Genomic DNA, 19278 nt, shown 5'->3' on the forward strand with positions numbered 1-19278 from the left:
CAACTTGCCGGCTGTTCCCGAACGCTTGCCAAGACTCACCTTTAGAAAGCGGACGAAAAAACGCCGCGTGTTCGGGCTTTATCGCGCGTTCGGATTGCGTTCACAACCAAGTTGGGACTATCGTCGGCCCCGGCGGGCGCAGATGGCGCGCGTCCTGCTTCTATTGCGCCGTCGCAGTTGTTGCGGCTCAGTTCGCGCCGTCCATCAATGGAGAATTTATATGGGGATCCGTATCGCTGTTTCTTACGCTGCGGCCGGCGGCGCTCTGGCCGTCGCCGTCGCCCTCGCCGCGAGCTCAGGGGACGCGTATGCGCAGGCCAATGTATTGAAGGAATGCGGGTCGCAATACCAGGCGGCTAAGGCCGCCAACGAACTCGGCGGCCAGAGCTGGCAGGAATTTTTGAAAGCCTGTCGCGGCCGGCTCGCCGAACAGACCAAGCCTGCCGAGGCGAAGCCCGAGACGCCGCCGCCAGCCGCCGCGGAGTCGAAGCCTACGCCGCCGCCGCCGGTGACCGAAACCAAGCCTGTCGAGCCGACTCCTCCGCCCGCCGCGACCGAAGTGACCCCGAGCCCCAAACCCGCGACGGACCCGAAAACCGCGACGCGCGAGCGCCAGAAGAAATGCAGCGAGGAATGGAAGGCGAAAAAGGCTGAGCTCAAAAAGGCCGGTTCAAAAATCACCTGGCCAAAATATTGGAGCGAATGCAACAAGAGGCTGAAAGCCGCAGGCGAATAACGCTCTTCGCGCTTTTTGTCGTCGCCCGGCGGCTCTCCGCCGGGCGTTTTTCTTGCGCTCTTGCTCGGCGAAAGGCGTCGTGGCAGAGGGAATGAAGCTGATCGCTGAACGAGGGCGGGCGTTTGGATAAAACCGAGTTGCGAAAACTGCAGGCGTTCCTGCGCCGTGCGCTCGGCAATGAGGGCGTTCGCGTCACAGCGGATCCGAAGAATCCGGACGACGCCGCCGTGCATCTTGGCGAGCGAAGGATCGCTTCGATCTCGGTCGACGACGAAGACGGCGATCGTTCCTTCGCCTTCGAGATGAAAATTCCCGTTGGACGCGAAGTGCTGCAGTCCTATTTGCGCAAGCTCTTCGAAAACGATCGCCTGTCGATCGTGGCGCGCGGGCGCAAAATGGATTCCGTCGAACTCAACGCCGACGGCGAATTTCTCGGCGTCATCTCCGCTGACGATCCGAAGCTGTCGAGCTTCACGCTGCAAGTCGCGATTCTCGATTTCGATCTCGAAGAAGAGTGACGCGCTGCCCGAATCGGGGCGGCCCCTTCGATCGCTGATCGGTCCGGGGCCTTGCTTAGGGGCGGACCCACGCAGTTCAAAACCCCGGCAATCGAAGCTCTGCGTGCAAACCGCCGCTGGGGCTGTCGTTGAGCTGCAGCGAGCCGCCATAGGCGGCGGCGAGATCGACGACAATCGACAGGCCGAGACCTGATCCAGGCTTGGTTTCGTCGAGACGCCGCCCACGCTGCGTCGCCGCCGCGCGCAAATGCGAAGCAAGTCCCGGCCCGTCGTCGTCGATGGTGACGCGCAGCGTCGGCCGCGACGCGCCTTCGACGCAGACGTCGATTGTCACCCTGCTCTTCGCCCATTTGCCGGCGTTGTCGAGGAGATTGCCGATCATTTCCTCGAGGTCCTGGCGCTCGCCAAGAAAGCGCAGACGCGGATCGGCGCCGCCAGAAAAGATCACGCCCTTGTCGCCATAGATTTTGCTAAAGGCGCGCAGCAAGGCCTCGATCGACGGCGCAATCTGCGTCGCGGCGCCGAGCGCGCCGCCGCGCGCCGCAGCCCGCGCCCGGTCGAGATAGAAGGAGATCTGATCGCGCATGATCTGCGCCTGTTCTTGAACTTTCCCGGCGAGTTGCCCTGGCGCGGAATCGGCTTCATTGACGATGACGGAGAGCGGCGTTTTCAGCGCATGGGCGAGATTGCCGACCTGCGTGCGCGCGCGTTCGAGAATGTCGCGATTGGCGCTGATCAGCAGATTAAGCTCTTCGGCGAGCGGCGCGACTTCGCTCGGGTAGGCGTCGATGATGCGCTCCCGTTCGCCGCCGCGGATCGATGCGAGTTCGCGCTGCAATTGCCTCAAAGGCCGCAAGCCGAAGCGGACCTGAAAGGCGGCGCCGATGGCGAGCGCAATCGCGAGCGCCGCGAAAGCGACGATCAGCGCGAATCGAAAGCGGGCGATTTGCTCTTCCATCTCTTCGCCGCTGCCTGCGACCTGCACGAGATAGATGCCGACGTCGCCGACGTCGATGACGCGCTCGACGATGCGCAGCCTGCGCCCGTCCGGGCCCGGCCCGTAGCCGCGGCGAAAGCCGCCGACCTCCGCTGCGACGCCAAGATCTGAGAGCTTGGGCAACGTGTTGGCGAAGAGCGAGCGCGACGCCTTGATGTCATGAGACTTGTCGTCGAGACGCGTGATCTGCCAGTACCACCCCGAGCCCGGCAATTCGAATTGCGGGTCGCCGAGCTGACCAGGGCCGGTGCGTCCTTCCTGTCCCGACTCGGACACGTCCGCGACGATGGCGCGCAGGTAAACGTCGAGGCGACGTTCGAAAACCTCTTCCGCTTCGCTGCGGTAGTAGGCGGTAAGAAGAATGCTGGCGACGATCAGCACGACCGAACTCATCGCCGCCGCAGTCAGAAACAGACGCGCGGCGATGGAGCGAATGGAGACGAAGGAAAGGGGCATGCGCCTAGCGCTTATAGCCGGCGTCCTTTGCCGGCGCGGCCGCCATGTAGCCCAGACCGCGCACGGTCTGGATCAGATCGACGCCAAGCTTTTTGCGCAACCTGCCGACGAAGACTTCGATCGTGTTCGAGTCGCGATCAAAGTCCTGATCGTATAAATGCTCGATGATTTCGCTGCGGGCGACGACTCGTCCGCTGTGATGCATCAGATAGGCGAGCAGCCGGTATTCGTGCGAAGTGAGCTTCACGGGCGCGCCGTCCACGACGACGCGGCCGGCCTTGGTGTCGAGCCGCACCGCGCCGCAGACGATTTCATTCGTCGCGTGGCCCGTCGCGCGGCGCAGCAGCGCGCGGATGCGCGCCAGCACCTCCTCCATGTGGAATGGTTTTGCAACATAATCATCGGCGCCGGCGTCGAAGCCTTGCACCTTGTCGCTCCAACGGTCGCGCGCGGTGAGGATCAGCACCGGCATGTCGCGTCCCGCCGCGCGCCATTCTTCGAGAATGGTCACGCCGTCCTTCTTCGGCAGACCGATGTCGAGGACGACGGCGTCGTAGGGCTCCGTTTCGCCGAGGTGGCAACCTTCCTCGCCATCGAAGGCGCGGTCCACCGCATAGCCCGACTGCTCGAGCGCACGAACGATCTGGCGGTTCAAATCCTTGTCGTCTTCAACGACGAGCAGACGCAATGCATCCTCCTGCGTGCGAGACTCAATTGTCTATAGAGCCAGCGCCTATAGAGCTAGAATGAGGCCGGCCGCTGAACGCGTCGACAAGAATCTTGACGATGTGGCCGTCCCGGCGCAGCAGGCTGATCTCATAGATAAGTCCTTCGCCCAATTGGCACAGCCGCGCGCCGAGCGGCTCGGCCTGCAGCCGCAGGGCGATATCTCGCATGCACCGGAAAGGATCGGCGAGCTTCTGCGCTTCCATTTGGCTGCGCGCCTGCGCCATGGTGAAGCATTGCAGCCGTGCGGGAGCGTCTTCGGCGCGGCTGGCGGCGGCCCAAAGGAAATCGGCCGTCGCCGCGAGAGCGGCGACGGTGAGCGTCCGTCTCCAACAAGCTCCGGCGGCCCGCATGCGCCTCTCCCCGGCGCATAGTCGGCCGAATGCCCTGAATGCGCAATGAATAGTCAAAAAATGCGGCCGCGCGCCTCAGCTCTCCGAGGCGCGGCAGGCGTCCCGCATTTTCTTGTAGTCGACGATCATGGCGGCGAGAGGCGCGTTTTGGGGCAAGGCGCGCAACTGCTTCGCCGCAATCTTCTGTTCTTCGAGCGAATAGGCGACGAGCGGCGGACAGCCGCCGCCCGTCGACTGGCATGCCGAAAGAGCCAGGCTAAAAGCGACCATGATCGAGATCTTGCGAAACATCTTCAACGCTCCTGCGCTCAACCATGATTTCGGCCTGGCGCTTGGCGGCGCGCAGATCGGATTCGGCGCGCCGAGCTTTCTCCTTAGCGGCGCCGCCGGCGACAAGTCGCGCCAACATTGCGCGCCCAACCGCATAGGCGACGACGCCGGCGACCGCGACGAGACCCAGCGCGATGAGCTTGGGCATGTCAGGCTGTTCCCTGCGGCGTCGAGGTGATGCTGCGCATGATCGCCATCAACGCCGCCGAACCAATGGCGATGGCGCCGGCCTTCGGATCGTTGAGAAAGGCGATCCAGTCGGTCGAGGCGAGCGCGCCAAACAGCGCGACGAGACCAGCGGCGACATAAGTGCGATAGCCTTGCATTGGGAACTCCTTTTTTTTTTAGTGCCGGAGGCCGCCGGCGCGGTTTCACTTGCGGCCGAGGACTCGCGAGATGAACGATTCCATAGCGAAGGCGGGACCCGGATCGCGCTTGCGCGTCGGCGCAATATCGTCATGACCGGCGATGTCATTGATGCCGTAGGTCTGGCAGAGCGCCTTGGCGATATCGACGGCGACGGAGATCTGAACGGCGGGATAGATCATCCAGGGCTTTTCCCCGCCGTTGTCGAGTTTGTGCGCGAGCATCGCCACCTGGCTCGCCGGCACATTTTTTCCGTATCCGTCGGAGAATTTCCCGTTGGCGAGCTTCGTCAACGGTCCGGCGTTCGTGAGCTCTATGCCGATCGAAAATCCGTTGCAGTTCGAGCGCCGCCTCCAAACGCTTTTGCCCGCGTGCCATGCGACGCGATTGAACGGCGCGAGCTGCGTCACCGCGCCGTCGAGATCGATGACGAGATGGGCGGAGGCTTTCGCATTCGGATTGCACAGCCAGGAAATGGCCCCCTTCGCCGACTGAGCGGCGGTGTAATGCATGATCAGCAGCGAGGGCTTCAAAACGCCACCGACATTCGGCGTCGGCTTTTGAGCGACGGGCTTGCCGTCGCAATGCAGGACGTGATTCTTCACGGCGAAGGCCATGAGCCGACTCCTTCATTGGTCGAATGGATTCTGAAAAGCGCTTTTAGAAAGCGCGCGAGGTTTGGGCCGATGTGCAGCGCTTCGTCGCTCAAGATGAGCGGGAAGAACCAATGCGGCTTCCTTCGTCAGCGTTCAGACGCGCCAGCGCGGCGCGGGCTGTTCGCTTCGATCAGAAAAATTCAAAGATGAGGGCGTAGCCGTCTCCGCCACTGCCGCCAGCGCCGGAATTTGCGCCGTTCTGAACCGAGCCGCCGCCTCCGCCGCCTCCGCCAGCAAGACCGCCGGCGCCGCCCGCGCCAGGTCCGGTGAGGCTGGACGCGCCGCCGCCCCCACCGCCGCCGCCTTGTTCAAAAGGCCCGGCGCTCGCGACCCATGAGCCGCCTACGCCGCCATTGACGACGCCGGCGGCTATCCCCGCCGCGCCGATGACGGGTAATCCGGCGACATAAACGGCGCCGCCCGCCCCGCCGTTCGCGACGGCGTTGGCTGCGGTGATCCCGCCGCCGGCTCCGCCCCCGGAGGGGCCGTTGTAAAGGCATGAGCCTCCAGTGGCCGCCGTCGAGCCAGCGGCGTTGCAGCCGCCGCCGCCGCCGCCGCCGAAAACGTGCGACCCGGCGGCGCCGACCGCCCCCGAGCCGCCCGAGCCCACGCCAAAGGAGCCAACGCCGCCAGTTCCGCCGGAACCTGGGAGGCCTGACGAAGCTTGACTGCCCGCGCCGCCGCCGCCCGAGGCGCCGCCGATCTGTCCGCCCGCGCCGCCGCCCCCGGCGCCTGCGTGGAGCAGCGTTCCGAACGTGGTGACGCCGCCGGCGGAACCAGCGTTTCCGTTCGTGGAGTTCGTCGTCTGCGCGGCGCCGCCGGTGCCGCCGGCGCCGATCGCGACCGCTTTCGAGGCGCCGATCTGGGCTGCGGTGAATCGTGCGCGCGCCAGCCCGCCGCCGCCGCCGCCAGCGCCGCCGGAAGCTGCGGCGCCAGAGGCCGTTCGCGCCCCGGAGCCGCCGCCGCCGCCGGCGCCAAAGAGCAGCACTTCGGCAAAACGCAGCCCGGGCGTCGGCGTATAGGAGCCGCTCGACGCGAAAACGCGGACCTTCGTCGGCCCCCCGCTCGGAAAGGCGACTTCGCCCGTGGCGCTGTCGACGACGATCGACTCTTTCCATGCCGCGCCGTCGGGCGAGACTTTGACGTGGAAATTGTCGTCCCCGGTCAATCCTGTTTCGGCGCGCGCCGAATAGTTGGATTGATAAAGCTGCGAGACGGTTTTCGCCGCGCTCTCCTTGTTGAGCGCAAAGCGCAGATCGCCGGAGCCGCCTTCGCCGACGCTTTTCGCGGTGAAGAGCGTCGCATTGAGTTTGGCGAGCAGCGGATTGGCGCCGTCGGCGGTCGCGCCGATCCCGAGCAGCGCAAGATCTTGCAGCTGGCGCAAGGACAGCCCGCAGTCGATCCATCCCGCGCCGTCATAGAGCAGCAGAAGCGATTCCGCTTCGACATAAGCGCGCCAGCCGGCTTGCGCGGAAAGGAAGGTCCAGCCGCCCGCGAGGAATGTCGCGATCTGATCGCTCTTGCCGGCGAAGGCGTCTGTCGCGCCGGCGCCGATGAGCACGCGATCGCCTTCGGCCGGCGTCGCGGGCGGCGACGTCACGTTTCGCGCAGAGACCGCAAGCTGCGTCAGCGCGTCGATCAGCGCCAGAGCTTCATTATGCGTGACGTGTTTTTGCGCTTGCGCCGCCTCGATGAAAGGCAACGCAAGATGCGTGGTTTGCGTCATCGTTTTTCCTATTGGACGGAAAGCATCGTCGTCAGCGGGAAACCGCGTCCGACCGTCGCGCTCATCTGATAAAGCGACAGCGTCAGTTCGCTTTGCGGCGCGCCGAAATCGGCGAGTTCGTCGGCGGCGGGATAAAGCATCGACGCTGCGGCGGCGGTGAGCGTGCGCGTTCCGCTCGCCGGCAGCGAGACATCGGCTTCATAGGATTCGCTCGCTTCGGCGAGCGGAATATCGAGCGTCTCCCAGGCGTCGGAGTCGATGCGTCCGCGCCGAACGAACTCGATGAGGACGCCGGCCGGCGTGCGCCGCGCGCGCGCTTTCGTCGGCGCGTAGGGGTGCAACGCCTTGTTTGTCGCGGCGACCGTTGGCTGAACAAAGATCGGCTCCGCATAGTCGCGATCCGCCGGGCCGATGCGATAGGTCATCGGCGCGCCAATTTCGGCGACCTTGCGCGCGAGCGGCGCGAGGGCGTCATTGAGCAGCACGACGGTCGCGCCGGCCGGCGCATCACGCTTGGCGAGATGTTCTTCGCCGCCGAGGCCGCGAAGGAGCCGCGACAGTCGATATGTCTTTTCGCCAATCAGCTCGGCATGCGCGAAAGCGAAAATCTCGCAGTCGCCGTCGACGCGTATCGCCATCGCCGAACGTCCGGCGAGCGCGGCGAGATCTCCGACCGACGAAAGCTGTCCGGCGCCGATCCTGACAGTGACGCTGCTTCCATTGTCGAAGCGTCCGACTGGACCCGAGGGCAGGACGTCGAGCGTCTCGCCGATGGTTGCGCGCTTGTCGATGATGGCGATCTGCTCATAGCCGCCCTGAAAGGTCATCCTCCAGATTGCGAGCGGACCGGGCCAGGGATCGGCGAAGGCCGCGACATAGGAGAGCGCTTCTTCGTCGCGCCAGAGCGCAAGGTCGAGAATTTCGACTCTCGGCGGTCCGACGATCTTAGGCGAAACGACATTCGCGCGTCCAAGCAGCGGCGCGGCCGCGTCATAGACAGAAGCGTCGGCCGCGCGCGCGCTTATCTGTCGCGCGGCGCCGTCCGTGATGCGTTGAATTTGAAACAGCCGGCCGCCGCCGGCTGCGCCGAGCCGCACCAGATCGCCGGGCTGCAAGGCGAGAAGGCCAGGCCGTAGCGAAAATTCGGCGGTTTCGCGTCCGATCCACACGTCTTGCAGCCAGCTCTCCGCAAGCGACTGCGCATTGGCGCGATTCGTCATCACCGCGGCTTGCGCTTCGCTCTGGCGCGCCGAGCGGCCCTCGAGTCTGCGGGATAAGACTCGCGCCATTTGAAAGTCGTTTTCGGAATCGGAGAAGGAAAGCGCGATCTCCTGCGGCAGTTCGCTTTCCTGCGCCCGCGCCAGCGTGACGAGCGAGGCGGTTTTGCCGGCGACGAGATCGTCTTCGTCAATTTCGCGCACCGGTTTCCCGCGCCGGTCGACGAAGCGCAAGGCGCCGCCGCTCGCCACGGCGTCGAAGCCGAAGAGCGCGGCAAGAGGATCGATCGCCTCGCGCGGCGACATCGGCCGCTCCAGCACATAGCCGTCAAGAAAGCCGGCGACGTCTGGCCGCTGCGTGACAATTTCAAGCGCGGAGACGGCGCCGGCGAGCGCCGGCAGGAGGCGGTCGAGCGGCGCGCCTTCGAGGCGTCCGTTCAACCAATGGCCCGTCTCCCAATTGGCGGCGTCGCTCCATGCGTCGGTCTGCGTCGGAAAGGCCGGAAAGGGGCGCGCATCCCAGCACCATATGTGCAGGCGCGCCGGATCAACCATCGGCCCGGTGTAGAGGTCGGAAGTCGGGTTGCGCGCCGCGCCGCCGGGCGTCGCCGGATCGAAATGCGCGATCATCGCCTCGATGAATCGCGCCTGCATGAGATCGTCGCGGCCATTGCGCGAGAAATAGGGCAGGCCGCCATCGCTCGAACGCGGGTCGGGAAAAACATTCGGCGCATTGGCGCCGCGGTCGACCGCCGGACATCCCGTCTCGACGATCCAGATCGGCTTCGACTGCGGAACCCATGCCGTCGGCTCCCCCAGCTCAGCGCCGCCGACGCGCTCGTAATGCGGTTGCGACCACCACGACAGAAAATCCTTCTGGCGGAAGATCCAAGGCTTGCCGAGCCCGTCGCTGATCGGCGTGCGATCTTGCGCGAGGCGCGCATTTGCGTCGGCGTAATGCCAATCATAAGCCTCGCCCGAGGCGACGCGAGACTTGAGATAGTCGAGATCATAAATGCTCGCCGCTTCCTGCGCGTCGAGATGGGCGTCGCCGTCGCGCCAGTCGGAGAGCGGCCAATAGACGTCGACGCCGACGAAATCGACGGCGCTTGACGCCCACAGCGGATCGAGCGGGAAGCGCGCTTCTCCGCTTGCAGGAACATGCGCGCCATATTCCGTCCAGTCGGCGGCGTAAGAGATTTTCGTTTGCGCGCCAAGGATCGCCTTTGCATCAGCCGCAAGAGTCATCAGCGCCGCGACGGCGGGATATGCGCCTGGCGCCGAGCGCACGCGCGTCAGGCCGATCAGCTCGGAGCCGATGAGGAAGGCGTGGACGCCGCCGGCCGCGACGCAAAGATTGGCGTAATGCAGAATGAACGCGCGATAGCGCGTAAAGAAGGCGTCGACTTGCGCCGCTGCAGTCGCGGTCGTATCAGGCGAACCGGGCCGGCCCGGCGCAGGATCGCAGGTGATGCGTCCGCGCCAGGGAAACGCCGGCTGTTCGACGGCGCTCGTGTAAGGATTGGACAGCGTATTGCCCGGCGGCACGTCCATCATCACGAAGGGATAGAAGGTCACCGCGAGGCCGCGCGCCTTGAGGTCGGCGATAGCGGCGACGACCGAAGCGTCGCTCGGCGTTCCGCCATAGGCCGAGCGTCCCTCGATTTGCGACACGAGCCGCGCGGTGGAGCGCGTCAGCCCGGCGACCGACCAGTCCGGCGGCCACAAGCCGCCGAGAATGAAGTTGAACTGGCCGATGGTCTTGAATGTGGCGTCGACGCGCGGCGCGATCGTGCAATGTTCGGCGCGAAGATCGTCGCCGAACCAGGCGACGACGAGCGCGACGCTTTCGAGATTGGGGCAAAGCGCCTGCAGGGCGTCGAGCGACGCGGTCCAGTCCGTCGCGGCTGTCAGCTGATGGCGATTTTCTGCCGCCGTGGCGCCGGGCGAGTAGAAGTTGAGCTTGAGGGCAGGGTGATAGCCGGCCTCCGTCGCGCCGGGAATGAGGTCGACGGCGCGGATCATCGCGCCGAGTCCTTCGACGGGCTTCACGACTTCGAACGTAAATTGCGGAATGCGATTGCCGAAGGGCGCGAGCGCCAGATCCTCGAAAACAATATAGGCAAGGCCGCGATAAGCGGGCGCGCTCTCCGCCCCTTCTTTGGCGACGATCAGCTGATCAGGCTCCTGATCTTCAGTCCCGGGATAGATACGGATCGGCAGCGTCGTCATGTCGAGTTCTGAGCCGTCGGCCCAGATGCGTCGCACGAAGGCGACAGGCCCTTCGCATAGGCCGATCGCAAAATTCGCCGAATAGGCATAGGTGAACTGAACGTTGAAGCCGCCGCCGCCGCCGCCTTTGCCCTGATGCTGGGTCTGCGCAAAAGATACATTGACGCGTTCGAGAAAGCGCGTCGCCCAGATCATCTGTCCGCCGATGCGCGCGCGGCCATAGATTCGCGGCACGCCGGCGCCTTCCGTTGAGGTGATCCCGTCCATCGATTTCAGCCGCGGACCGATCGAATAGCGCGGCGATGCATGCGGTTGCAGCGCGGCGTCGACAAAGGAGCCGCCAAAGCCGCCGAGCACGCGGCCGATAGAGGATCCAACAGGTCCGCCGATCGCGCCGCCGGCGACAGAGCCGACCGTCTGCAGAACAAGAGTGGCCATGAGCGTCTCGCCGAATGTCATTCCCGACGCGCGCATCGCGCGCGATCGGGAATCCAGACCATTGCAGAGCCTCGCGTGAGCGGCTCTTGCCCGGTCAGGCCTTCGGCCTGCCGGAAATGACAAATTGGAAGAATTCAGTCAGTCACGCCCGGAAAGGCGAAGGCGGCGACAAGCTTCTTGCGCCAATGCGGGCCGATCGCGACCTCCGCGACGCAGGCGCCGGCATGGGCATGAATCATATGCGTCGACGATATTGCGATGCCCAGATGTTTCGCCGGGAGATGTTCGCGAAAGCGAAACAGCAGAACGTCGCCTTCACGAAATTCGTTTGGAGCGATCGCCCCGAAATGCCGCTGCGCGGCGTCAAGCAATGTCTCGGCCCCCGAGGCTTCGGCCCAATCGGGCGTATATGCGGGCGCCCCCTCCGGCTCGTCGCCGATGATGTCGCGCCAGACGCCGCGCACGAGCCCGAGGCAGTCGCAGCCGACATGGATGAGCGAAGCTTGATGCACGTAAGGCGTGCCACGCCAGCGCCGCGCCGCCGCGACAATGTCGGCGCGGGTCATTTAAAAAAACTCCCGCCGTCCATCGCCGGCGCAAGCGAACTCGGATAGGCGATGACGCGATCATTGCCCGGCATATGCGGAAACCCGCGGAAGTTGACGATGTTATCGAACTTGGCGCGGCAGCTCGTCGGCGACTTGTCGCAGCCCGCCGTCATCAGAACCGCGTCTCCGGCGACAATCACGCCGCCCGGCGGCGTCCATAGCGTCACGCTCGCGCGCAGATTTTCCTGCCGATGCGATTTAACAGTCAGGCGAGCGTTCTCATTCGCGCCGCTCGTAAAGGTCAGCGCGCCGCCGGTGAAAAAGCCGCTGTCGAATGTTTCCGAAAGATCGATGTCGATTGCGCCGCCGACGAAGGCGGCGACGACGCCCGTCGCGTGAAAACCAGGCGCCATGACGTCAAGACCGCAGCGCGCGTCGCCGAGATCAGCCGAACAACTGCGTTGGAACGCGCGGCCCTGCTGCTGATCGAAAAGGTGCGCGCTCGAGCGCAGCTCCGCGGCGAAGGCGGTCTCGCCGCGGCGTATCTCGCCGATCGTCGCGACATCCAGCAAAGCGCGATCAGTAACGTTCGTCCAATCGACGAGCCATGTTTCGACCGATGCGCCGTCATAAAGCCCGTTCAGTAGATCGCTCTCGGTGAGGCTCTCGTCGCTCAAGACGCCGGCCGCCTCGCCCGTTCCCGGCGCAAAGCCGACGCTTGATTCGAGTTGCGACGCTGAGAGACCGGTGTTTGCGCGAAAGGTCACGTCATTAAAAGCCAGATCGCGATCATGATCGGTGAACCCCAATACTGTCGAATCGTTGCGCGCGACGCGCCAACAATGGCAGAAGGTGGTGGCGCGCTGATCGAGCTTCGCCTGCATCGAAGGAGAGAGCGAGAGCATGGATGGATTCCACTCTTGTATGATCTTTCAGCGTCATTGGAGCCGAAGGCGAAGCAATCCAGAGCACGGTCCGCGATCTGCGGATTGCTTCGTCGGCTTCGCCTCGCGCGCAATGGCGGTTCGACGGCTAGGGCACGATTTCGACGATCGGAATATTTGGAATCGCGCCGGCCTCGAAGGCGTGCATGTCGATTTCGAGAAAGTCCGTATCGAAGCGCACAGGCACGTCGAAGAGAAAGCCAGCCGTGACGACCGCTCCCGCCGAGGGAATGGCGCCCGGCGCGAAGGTCACGATCCCTGTCGCAGCGTCGACGCTCACATCCGGCGTCAACTTCTCGACGCCATCGGCCGCGACCCGCACTGTTCCGGCGACGGGCTTTACGATGTCGCGCGTATAGGGAGAAAATGCGCCGCCGTAAGTCTTCACAAGCTGAAATGTAGCGCGCGCGCCGTCGCCCGTCCCGAGCGTTTGATCCGTTGGGCTCGGAGTCGCGCTAGGCGCGCAGGAGGCGCAATCGGCGCGATCACGCCACCGAAAGCCATAAAGCCGGCCGCGCCGCTCTTCGAAGAATTCGATGATCTGCGAAAGTTGCGAGAGACTCTTGACGCCGTAGCCAGCTTCATAGCGGCGCCGCGAATGCGCCCAGCGGGCGTTGCGCGCCTCGCGATTGGAGCCGAGCGTCACGATCTCTGTGCGCCGCTCAGGTCCGCCGCGCCCGCCCAGCGAGACATCGAGTGGAAAGCGGATCTCATGAAAGTCGCTCATGCCGGCTGCGCCTGCTTAGAGGTTGCGCTGGCCGCGCGCGACAGCCCGCGCCAGGGCGCCCGTGATTTGCGCCTCCGAACGGCGGAAGCTCTCGACATCCTGCGCAGCGATGTTGACCGTGACCGACACCGGACGCGCGCCGGCGCCTTGCGCGACGACGCCGAGCCGGCCATCCGCGCCGCGCGCCAGCGGCATGATCGCCTCGGCGCCGCGCTCGCCCATCAGCCCCATCGCGCCGCCGCTCGCAAAATAGGTTGGACTAGCGACGACCCCGCCCTGCGCGAAAGGCGCGACGGTCCCGGCGCCGCCGAAGGCGCCGGAGAACATGCCGCTCAATCCGCTCACCAGTCCTTCGGCGAGCGCCTTGGTTCCGGTGCGCAAGGCCATGCGCGTCAGCGACTGTGCGATCGTCGAGAGCACGTCGTTGAAGCTGCGGCCGCTCGCCGCCGCTGACCCGAAACCCAGGTGAAGCGTCTTCGTGACATTTCCCGCCGAGACGTTGATCTGATCCAGCAACAGCTTTGTCGCGCGCAGATCAGGCGCCGCCAGGCGCTCACTTGCCCCGGGTTCATTGAACGGGTCCGGAAAGGGGTCGAAACTCATCGTCATGTCGATTCTCCGCAATCGGGAAAGCGGCGCATAAGTTCGTCAAGCACGGCGCGTGACGGCGCGCGCGGCGCGGCGCCATAGACGCCCTCGACCGCGCAAAAAAGTTCGCGCGGCGTCATCGACCAAAAGTCGCGCGACGGTAGCCGCAGGACGCCGAGCCCGAAGGCCATGGCGCGCGCGAACGGAAACGGCGCGCGATGGGAGGCGTCGCGCGCCGCTTCTGCCGTTTGCCTCAAGCGTCCTGCGGCGTCGGAGGGTTTGCGTCGGCGCTCCGCTCCGGCGCATCGCCGAAGGTCGCGGCGAGGAGTTCGGCCGCGATGCGCACATAGCCCGCAAGACTCTCCGAAACTTTCATTCTGGCGACGTCTTCATCGCTGACGTCGTTCCCTGCGCCCCGCAACCCGCAGCCGATGATGCGCAGTATGTCGCGTGCGGAAAGCCGTCGTTCCTCGAAGCGGCTCGCGAGCGCGACAAGGTCGCTTGCGCCAAAGCCGCTTTCGAGTTCGGCGAGCGCGCCGAGCGTCAGGCAGAGCGTGTAACTCTTGCCGTCGATTACCGCGTCGATTTCGCCGCGCCTGCTGTTCGCCATTGCGTCCTCACGTGAAATGCGCTGGTCCATCTGGAATTGTCATTCCCGGCAGGCCGAAGGCCTGACCGGGAATCCAGAGTCGCAACAAGCATGTTTGATTTTGCCCTGGATTCCCGATCGCGCTTCGCGCGTCGGGAATGTCAGTTGAGCCGTTCAAACCTCACAGCGCTGCGAAGGCGAGCACGCCTGCCGATTCAAGCGAAATATCGAAGGTCACCTCGGCGGAATATTCGCCGCGGTAATCGAGATTGGCGATCTGAAACAGGCCCGAGAGCGCGCCGAAGTCGGGAATGATGATCTGCCATTCGCGCAGCACCCCGTCGAAGAAGGTCTGGCGCAGGAGCGCATCCGACGGCTGGTCCTTGAACACGCCTGTTCCGGAGACGCTCGCGCGCCTCAGTCCGCCGCCGTCCAGCAATTCGCGCCAGCGGCCGCTCGACTCAGCGTCGGTCACATCGACCGTATCGGCGTTCAGCGCGAGGCGTCGCGTGCGCAAGCCAGCGACCGTGACGAAGCTCGCGCCGTCATGAATTTTCAAGAGCAGATCCTTGCCTTTCTGGGCGGCCATCATTGAGCTCCGTTAAAGATATTCTGTCGTGGCGCGAAAGCGCAGATTGACCCGCGCGAAACGGCCGTTCTGTTCACGACGCGTCTCCAAAGAGAGGAAGCGCAAGTCGATCAGCCGATGGTCCTGCAGATTAAGCGGCGCCTCATCGAGAAGATCGGCGATGCGCTGGGCCAGTTGGAGCGCCTCGCTTAGCCCCCGCATCGTCGACGTAACGCCAATCGTGAACAGCTGCTCCGCGCCCGGCGAGAGATCGGCGGACCAATCGCGCAGCTGCGCTTCGCCGAAAAGTGCATAGGGCGGTTCGGTTCCGTGCGGCGCCTCGTCGTAAAGCTTTTGGCCGAACGCGGCGGCGAAGCCTGCATCCGCGAGAAGATAGGCGCGGATCGCCTTGCGCAGCGCGACGACGGGAGAAACGCTCATGGCGAGTCCTCTAAGTGATCTCTTCGCACGCGCAGACTAAAAATCGCCGACGCTCATCGGGATCTACAACCGATTGAATGCGAAGCTTGCGACCGCGATAGACGAAGCGCATGTCCTTTGAGACATCGTCACGCCAGCGGATCGTCACGACGAGAGTTGTCGCCTGCTCGGCGCGTTGCTCGACGAAATCTTCGCGGGCTCCGGAAGGCGCGATACGCGCCCAAAGAGCCGCGACGGGCGTAAAGCTGCGCGAAAAGCCGCCGGCGCCATCGGGCGCGTCGATGGGCGCCTCGAGCGTCACGCGATGGCGAAGCGCGCCGATGGGGAGGCCGCTCACAGCAGCCGCCCCCGCCGAAACGGCGCCGCAAGTTGCGCGACCGTTTTCGGCAAAGCGTCGTCGCCGCTATCGCCGCGGTGTTCGCGCCAATGCGCGACGAGCGTCAAGATCGCCTTGCGCAGCGGCTGCGGCGCGTCGCTCGCGACGGAGCCATAGCCGACGGAAAAGTCAATCTCGATTCCATCGCTCGCGCGTCCAGGCGCCGGAGGCGCCGATGTAAAGTTGATGCGGCCGCCCTCGGTCGAGTTGGGCGCGCGATAGGTCGCGGCATTGAGCGGCTGCGGCGCGTCGCTTGCGTCGAACACGCGGATCGCCGTCACCGACTGAAAGGGCGCGAAGGGAATGCGGAGCGTCGCGTTCGAGCCAACCGAAGGGGGCCAGCAGTCGAACACCAGGCGCCAGCTTTGCGTGACGAACAAGCGCCGCGTATAGGCTTCGAGCGTCATGCGCGCGGCGACGATCAGCGCCTGGATCAATTCATCCTCTTCGACGCCGTCTTCACGCAGCCATGATTTTGCGTCGGCGAGCGAGACGGGCTCGACCGCCGGCGCGCCGATGAGCATCGGTCGCATTGCACATCCTAGGTCTAGTGAGTAGATGGCCGCGACGTTTCTCGTCGCGGCCTCAACGGGGGCGGAATGATTAAGACGCGGCGAATTTCAGCAGCTTGATCGCCTCGAAATTCTGCACGCCGCCGCCGACCCGCTTCGTCGTGTAGAAGAGCACATAGGGCTTGGCGGAGTAGGGATCGCGCAGCACGCGAATGCCGACGCGGTCCACCACCACATAGCCGCGCTCGAAATCGCCGAAGGCGATGGAGAGAGAATTCGCGGCGGGGTCCGGCATGTCCTCGGCTTCGATGACGGGGAAGTTCATCAGCGAGGCGCCGGCGTCGGCGGTTGCGGGCGGCGCCCAGATGTAGTCGCCCGTCGTCGTCTTGAACTGTCGCACGAGCGACTGCGCGCGCCGCCCCATGACGAATTTGCCGTTCTGGCGAAAGCCGGCGCGCAGCGCATAGACGAGATTGACGAGCGCGTCTGACGGATCGCTCGCGGCGAAAGCGCCGGCGGCGCCCGTCGCCACATAGCCGATATTGCCCCAGGTCCAACTCGCATCCGCAACCGTCGTATAGGAAAGAAAGCCCTTCGGCTTATTCACGCCGTCGCCGCTGACGAAGGCGGCGCCTTCCTGTTCGGCGAAGGCGGTCTGCACCTCCTCGGCGATCCATTGTTCGATGTCGACGACGGCGTCGTCGAGCAGCGCCTGTGTCGCCGCCGGCATCGCGTAAAGCTCCATCGCCGGGAAGGTCATGTCGGCGAGCTGCTGATTGTTGGTCTGCGGGCGCGGATCGGCTTCCGCCACCCATCCGGCGGCGGGACCTGTCGTTGAAAAAGCGCGGCGCAGCGACGCGCCGGAAATTTCGCGCACGCTGGAGATGGCGCGGATCGGCGAGAACTTCGCGAGTCTTCGCAGAACGTCCCGCTCGGTTGGAAGCGGCACAAGATAGCCGCCGTCAGCGCCCGAGCCGCGCGACAGCGCCTTGGCTTCGAGCGCCTTGAGGCCGCTGGCTTCGCCGGAGCGCATGTAGTGATTGAAGGCGCTTTTGTGCTCGCGCCAGCTGTGGTCGTCGACGAGCTTGCCGCCCATACGTGGCCGAGACATTTCGAGCGCCAGGCGATCGAGCCGGCTCTTCGTGTCGTCGAGCGCGTGGTCGATGCGCGCGAGCTTCTCTTCGGTCACGACGTCGGCGCCGAGGCGGTTTTCGAGCTGGGTCAAACGCTCGTCGTTCGTCTCCTTGAAGGCGCTGAAAGCGCGATTGAGATCGGCGAGAATGTCGTCGCCGGCGGATTTGTTTTCAACTGCTGACATGTATAGAGCCTCGTGTTTGAGCGCGGCGCGCGGAAAAGCGCCCCGCGGCTGGAGTCGCCGGGAAGTCCGCGCGCTTAGGAAAGACCGTCTCGAAATTTGCGTTCGCGCTCGACGGCAAGAGCGCGGGTCAATGCAATAGATCGATCCGCCTGGTCAGAATGACCCAGACAGCCGGCGCAGCGCGTTGGAAAATTCAAGCGCGGCCCGCTGCGCTCTCAGGCGCGAGAGCTTCGCGCCGAGCGCCTCCAAACGTGCTGGGCCACTGCGACTTTGCTTAACCGCGCCGATACGCGCCTGCGGCAGCATCGGAAAGGTGACGATGGAGATCTCCCACAGATCGATTTCGTGCAGGCGGCGCACGCCGCTCGATTTTTCGGTCGTGGCGCGCCGCGTGCGAAAGCCGATGGAGAGTCCGTCGATGGCGCCCTTGCGCATCAGCGACAGGGCTTCGCGCGCCCGCGCCACCGAAAGATCGAGGCGGCCTTCGACTTTGAGGCCGCGCGCATCTTCGACGATCGAGGACCACATCCCGATCGGTTCGGCCGCCTGGTGCTGCCACAGCATTTTCACGCCCTGCGCGCCGCGCTTGACGAGCGAGCGCGCGAAGGCGCCGGCCATCACCATGTCGCCGCCTGAATCAACCACGCCGAAGAGGCTGGCGTAGCCCGAGAAGTCGCCGGCCTCGTTGGCCTGCAGCAACGGCGACTCGGCGCGCTTTATCTCGGGGGCGGGCATAGTTCTTTGCAACGCCGCCATCAGCTTTTCTCCGCCTGAGCATTAATTGGCGTATGGCTCGCCGCGCGGGCGTCGGCGCGCAATTGTGCCAGCAATTCGACAAAGGTCTTGAACACGGCGGAAGGATCGTCCCGCATTCGCGCTTGGCGCGCGCGCGGACGCTTGAAGTAATGCGGCAGCCAATTGTTCTGACTCATTGATCGCTCCTGCAACGGCGGTTGAAGCGCGCGAGTTCGCGCACGAAGGCGTCAAGGCGGCGCGTCGCTTCGCCGAGTTCGCGCAAGGCGAGATAGGCTTGCGCGGTGGCGGCGCACGCCCACAGAAACAGCGCAAGATGCGCGAGATCGCCGCGCTCCAAGATGGCGTTCAGAATGTCGGACATGGGCGGCTTCGTATTTCCTGTCGGCGGCGCGTTGTCAGTCATTCCCGACGCGAACCCCGGCTGCAGCCAGGCCAGAAAACTCTTCTGCACGCGCGCGACGAGCGGCAGAACGGTTTGGCGCCAGAAGGCGCGATTGGCCTCGGCGTAATTGCTGAAGGTGTTGTCGCCGGGAAGGCCCAACAGCAGCGGTGGCACGCCGAAGGCGAGCGCAATCTCGCGCGCGGCGCCCGCCTTCGACTCGGCAAAATCCATGTCCTTGGGCGAAAGCGACAGCGCCTTCCAGTCGAGCCCGCCTTCGAGCAGCAGCGGCCTTCCGGCGTTGGTCGCGCCGGAGAAATTCTCCTCCAGCTCTTCCTTTAAGCGCGAGAACTGCTCGTCGGTCAGATGCGCGCCTTCAGGTCCCGCATAGACGAGGGCGCCGGAAGGCCGCGCGGAATTGTCCAAGAGCGCCTTGTTCCAGAAGCTCGCGGCGTCCTGTCAACCGAGCGGCTCTTCACTCCCCTTGCGAAGAGCCTTCAGCTTTCAGCCGTCGCCATATCTCTTCAAGATAGACTCGATAGTGTCGTCGATCGACAAAACCAACGAGTGCGCCACCGCGAAACCAGATGTCTTCTAGCTCCTCGTCGCTTAGGTCGCTCGTCAAGGCCTTGGCCAGAAAATCTCGGACTTCTTGCTTTTCCCGCTGATCTATATTGCTGATAGCGTAATCAATGTCGTCTGAGCCTTCTGGGATGTCCGCTTCCAACTCTCTGTTGAACCAGACGCACATATTCCAGAATGATTGAGGAACAATCATCGC

25 protein-coding genes and 1 pseudogene are annotated in these 19278 nt (G+C 64.6%); 2 read left to right on the forward strand and 24 right to left on the reverse strand.

What is annotated here, in order from left to right; all coding sequences use genetic code 11:
* The first annotated feature begins 220 nt into the window (after nt 1–220).
* Nucleotides 221–736, forward strand: a complete 516-nt coding sequence (locus EHO51_RS01200) for a hypothetical protein (RefSeq protein WP_124737355.1) — start codon at nt 221–223, stop codon at nt 734–736.
* 122 nt (nt 737–858) lie between these two features.
* Nucleotides 859–1254 carry a DUF3126 family protein gene (locus EHO51_RS01205; protein WP_124737356.1) on the forward strand — a complete coding sequence of 132 codons (396 nt, stop codon included), beginning with the start codon at nt 859–861 and terminating at the stop codon, nt 1252–1254.
* 76 nt (nt 1255–1330) lie between these two features.
* Here EHO51_RS01205 and EHO51_RS01210 read toward each other — a convergent pair whose 3' ends face one another.
* From EHO51_RS01210 to EHO51_RS01320, 24 genes and pseudogenes are all read right to left on the reverse strand, one after another.
* Nucleotides 1331–2707 (reverse strand): ATP-binding protein, encoded by a 1377-nt coding sequence (locus tag EHO51_RS01210; protein ID WP_018407138.1) that lies wholly within the window; start codon nt 2705–2707, stop codon nt 1331–1333.
* 4 nt (nt 2708–2711) lie between these two features.
* Nucleotides 2712–3395, reverse strand: a complete 684-nt coding sequence (locus EHO51_RS01215) for a response regulator transcription factor (RefSeq protein ID WP_124737357.1) — start codon at nt 3393–3395, stop codon at nt 2712–2714.
* 22 nt (nt 3396–3417) lie between these two features.
* The gene (locus EHO51_RS01220; RefSeq protein ID WP_124737358.1) at nt 3418–3786 is read right to left on the reverse strand and encodes a PepSY domain-containing protein; all 369 of its coding nucleotides are present in this window, start codon (nt 3784–3786) and stop codon (nt 3418–3420) included.
* Nucleotides 3787–3861: 75 nt separating this feature from the next.
* Nucleotides 3862–4056, reverse strand: a complete 195-nt coding sequence (locus EHO51_RS01225) for a hypothetical protein (RefSeq protein WP_124739988.1) — start codon at nt 4054–4056, stop codon at nt 3862–3864.
* Nucleotides 4043–4264, reverse strand: coding sequence for a hypothetical protein (locus EHO51_RS01230; protein WP_124737359.1), 222 nt, complete (start codon nt 4262–4264; stop codon nt 4043–4045). The genes EHO51_RS01225 and EHO51_RS01230 overlap by 14 nt, the downstream gene beginning before the upstream one ends.
* Nucleotide 4265: 1 nt before the next feature.
* A complete protein-coding gene (locus EHO51_RS20405) occupies nt 4266–4442 on the reverse strand; it encodes a hypothetical protein (RefSeq protein ID WP_164479320.1) in 177 nt (58 codons plus the stop codon).
* A 45-nt stretch (nt 4443–4487) separates the two neighbouring features.
* Nucleotides 4488–5099, reverse strand: coding sequence for an N-acetylmuramoyl-L-alanine amidase (locus EHO51_RS01235; protein ID WP_124737360.1), 612 nt, complete (start codon nt 5097–5099; stop codon nt 4488–4490).
* A 169-nt stretch (nt 5100–5268) separates the two neighbouring features.
* The gene (locus tag EHO51_RS01240) at nt 5269–6864 is read right to left on the reverse strand and encodes a DUF2793 domain-containing protein (RefSeq protein ID WP_124737361.1); all 1596 of its coding nucleotides are present in this window, start codon (nt 6862–6864) and stop codon (nt 5269–5271) included.
* 8 nt (nt 6865–6872) lie between these two features.
* Complete coding sequence (locus EHO51_RS01245; RefSeq protein ID WP_124737362.1) at nt 6873–10751, reverse strand: baseplate multidomain protein megatron; 3879 nt, start codon at nt 10749–10751, stop codon at nt 6873–6875.
* A 134-nt stretch (nt 10752–10885) separates the two neighbouring features.
* On the reverse strand, nt 10886–11317 hold the full coding sequence (locus EHO51_RS01250; RefSeq protein WP_124737363.1) for an NlpC/P60 family protein: 432 nt from the start codon (nt 11315–11317) through the stop codon (nt 10886–10888).
* Nucleotides 11314–12204 (reverse strand): DUF2163 domain-containing protein, encoded by an 891-nt coding sequence (locus tag EHO51_RS01255; RefSeq protein ID WP_124737364.1) that lies wholly within the window; start codon nt 12202–12204, stop codon nt 11314–11316. Before EHO51_RS01255 ends, EHO51_RS01250 begins: the two co-directional genes overlap by 4 nt.
* Nucleotides 12205–12331: 127 nt before the next feature.
* Nucleotides 12332–12970: a DUF2460 domain-containing protein gene (locus EHO51_RS01260; RefSeq protein ID WP_124737365.1), complete on the reverse strand. Its 639-nt coding sequence runs from the start codon at nt 12968–12970 to the stop codon at nt 12332–12334.
* Between the two features lie 15 nt (nt 12971–12985).
* The gene (locus EHO51_RS01265) at nt 12986–13579 is read right to left on the reverse strand and encodes a phage tail tape measure protein (RefSeq protein ID WP_124737366.1); all 594 of its coding nucleotides are present in this window, start codon (nt 13577–13579) and stop codon (nt 12986–12988) included.
* On the reverse strand, nt 13576–13815 hold the full coding sequence (locus tag EHO51_RS01270; protein WP_432431918.1) for a rcc01693 family protein: 240 nt from the start codon (nt 13813–13815) through the stop codon (nt 13576–13578). Before EHO51_RS01270 ends, EHO51_RS01265 begins: the two co-directional genes overlap by 4 nt.
* Entirely contained in the window at nt 13812–14168 is a 357-nt protein-coding gene (locus EHO51_RS01275; protein ID WP_124737367.1) for a gene transfer agent family protein, read from the reverse strand. Before EHO51_RS01275 ends, EHO51_RS01270 begins: the two co-directional genes overlap by 4 nt.
* A 160-nt stretch (nt 14169–14328) precedes the next feature.
* Nucleotides 14329–14736, reverse strand: coding sequence for a phage major tail protein, TP901-1 family (locus EHO51_RS01280; RefSeq protein ID WP_124739990.1), 408 nt, complete (start codon nt 14734–14736; stop codon nt 14329–14331).
* A 12-nt stretch (nt 14737–14748) separates the two neighbouring features.
* Entirely contained in the window at nt 14749–15156 is a 408-nt protein-coding gene (locus EHO51_RS01285) for a DUF3168 domain-containing protein (protein WP_124737368.1), read from the reverse strand.
* A 10-nt stretch (nt 15157–15166) separates the two neighbouring features.
* The gene (locus EHO51_RS01290) at nt 15167–15493 is read right to left on the reverse strand and encodes a phage head closure protein (protein ID WP_124737369.1); all 327 of its coding nucleotides are present in this window, start codon (nt 15491–15493) and stop codon (nt 15167–15169) included.
* Nucleotides 15490–16065, reverse strand: a complete 576-nt coding sequence (locus EHO51_RS01295) for a head-tail connector protein (RefSeq protein ID WP_124737370.1) — start codon at nt 16063–16065, stop codon at nt 15490–15492. Before EHO51_RS01295 ends, EHO51_RS01290 begins: the two co-directional genes overlap by 4 nt.
* Nucleotides 16066–16135: 70 nt before the next feature.
* Nucleotides 16136–17362, reverse strand: a complete 1227-nt coding sequence (locus tag EHO51_RS01300) for a phage major capsid protein (RefSeq protein WP_124737371.1) — start codon at nt 17360–17362, stop codon at nt 16136–16138.
* Between the two features lie 153 nt (nt 17363–17515).
* Nucleotides 17516–18118 (reverse strand): HK97 family phage prohead protease, encoded by a 603-nt coding sequence (locus tag EHO51_RS01305; protein ID WP_124737372.1) that lies wholly within the window; start codon nt 18116–18118, stop codon nt 17516–17518.
* Entirely contained in the window at nt 18118–18294 is a 177-nt protein-coding gene (locus EHO51_RS01310; RefSeq protein ID WP_124737373.1) for a histidine kinase, read from the reverse strand. The genes EHO51_RS01305 and EHO51_RS01310 overlap by 1 nt, the downstream gene beginning before the upstream one ends.
* A 230-nt stretch (nt 18295–18524) precedes the next feature.
* Nucleotides 18525–18953 (reverse strand): annotated as a pseudogene (locus tag EHO51_RS01315) (phage portal protein); the annotation flags it as partial.
* Between the two features lie 19 nt (nt 18954–18972).
* A complete protein-coding gene (locus EHO51_RS01320) occupies nt 18973–19275 on the reverse strand; it encodes a hypothetical protein (protein ID WP_124737374.1) in 303 nt (100 codons plus the stop codon).
* Between the last annotated feature and the right edge of the window lie 3 nt (nt 19276–19278).

This window comes from Methylocystis rosea (assembly GCF_003855495.1).
Lineage (GTDB): Bacteria > Pseudomonadota > Alphaproteobacteria > Rhizobiales > Beijerinckiaceae > Methylocystis > Methylocystis rosea_A.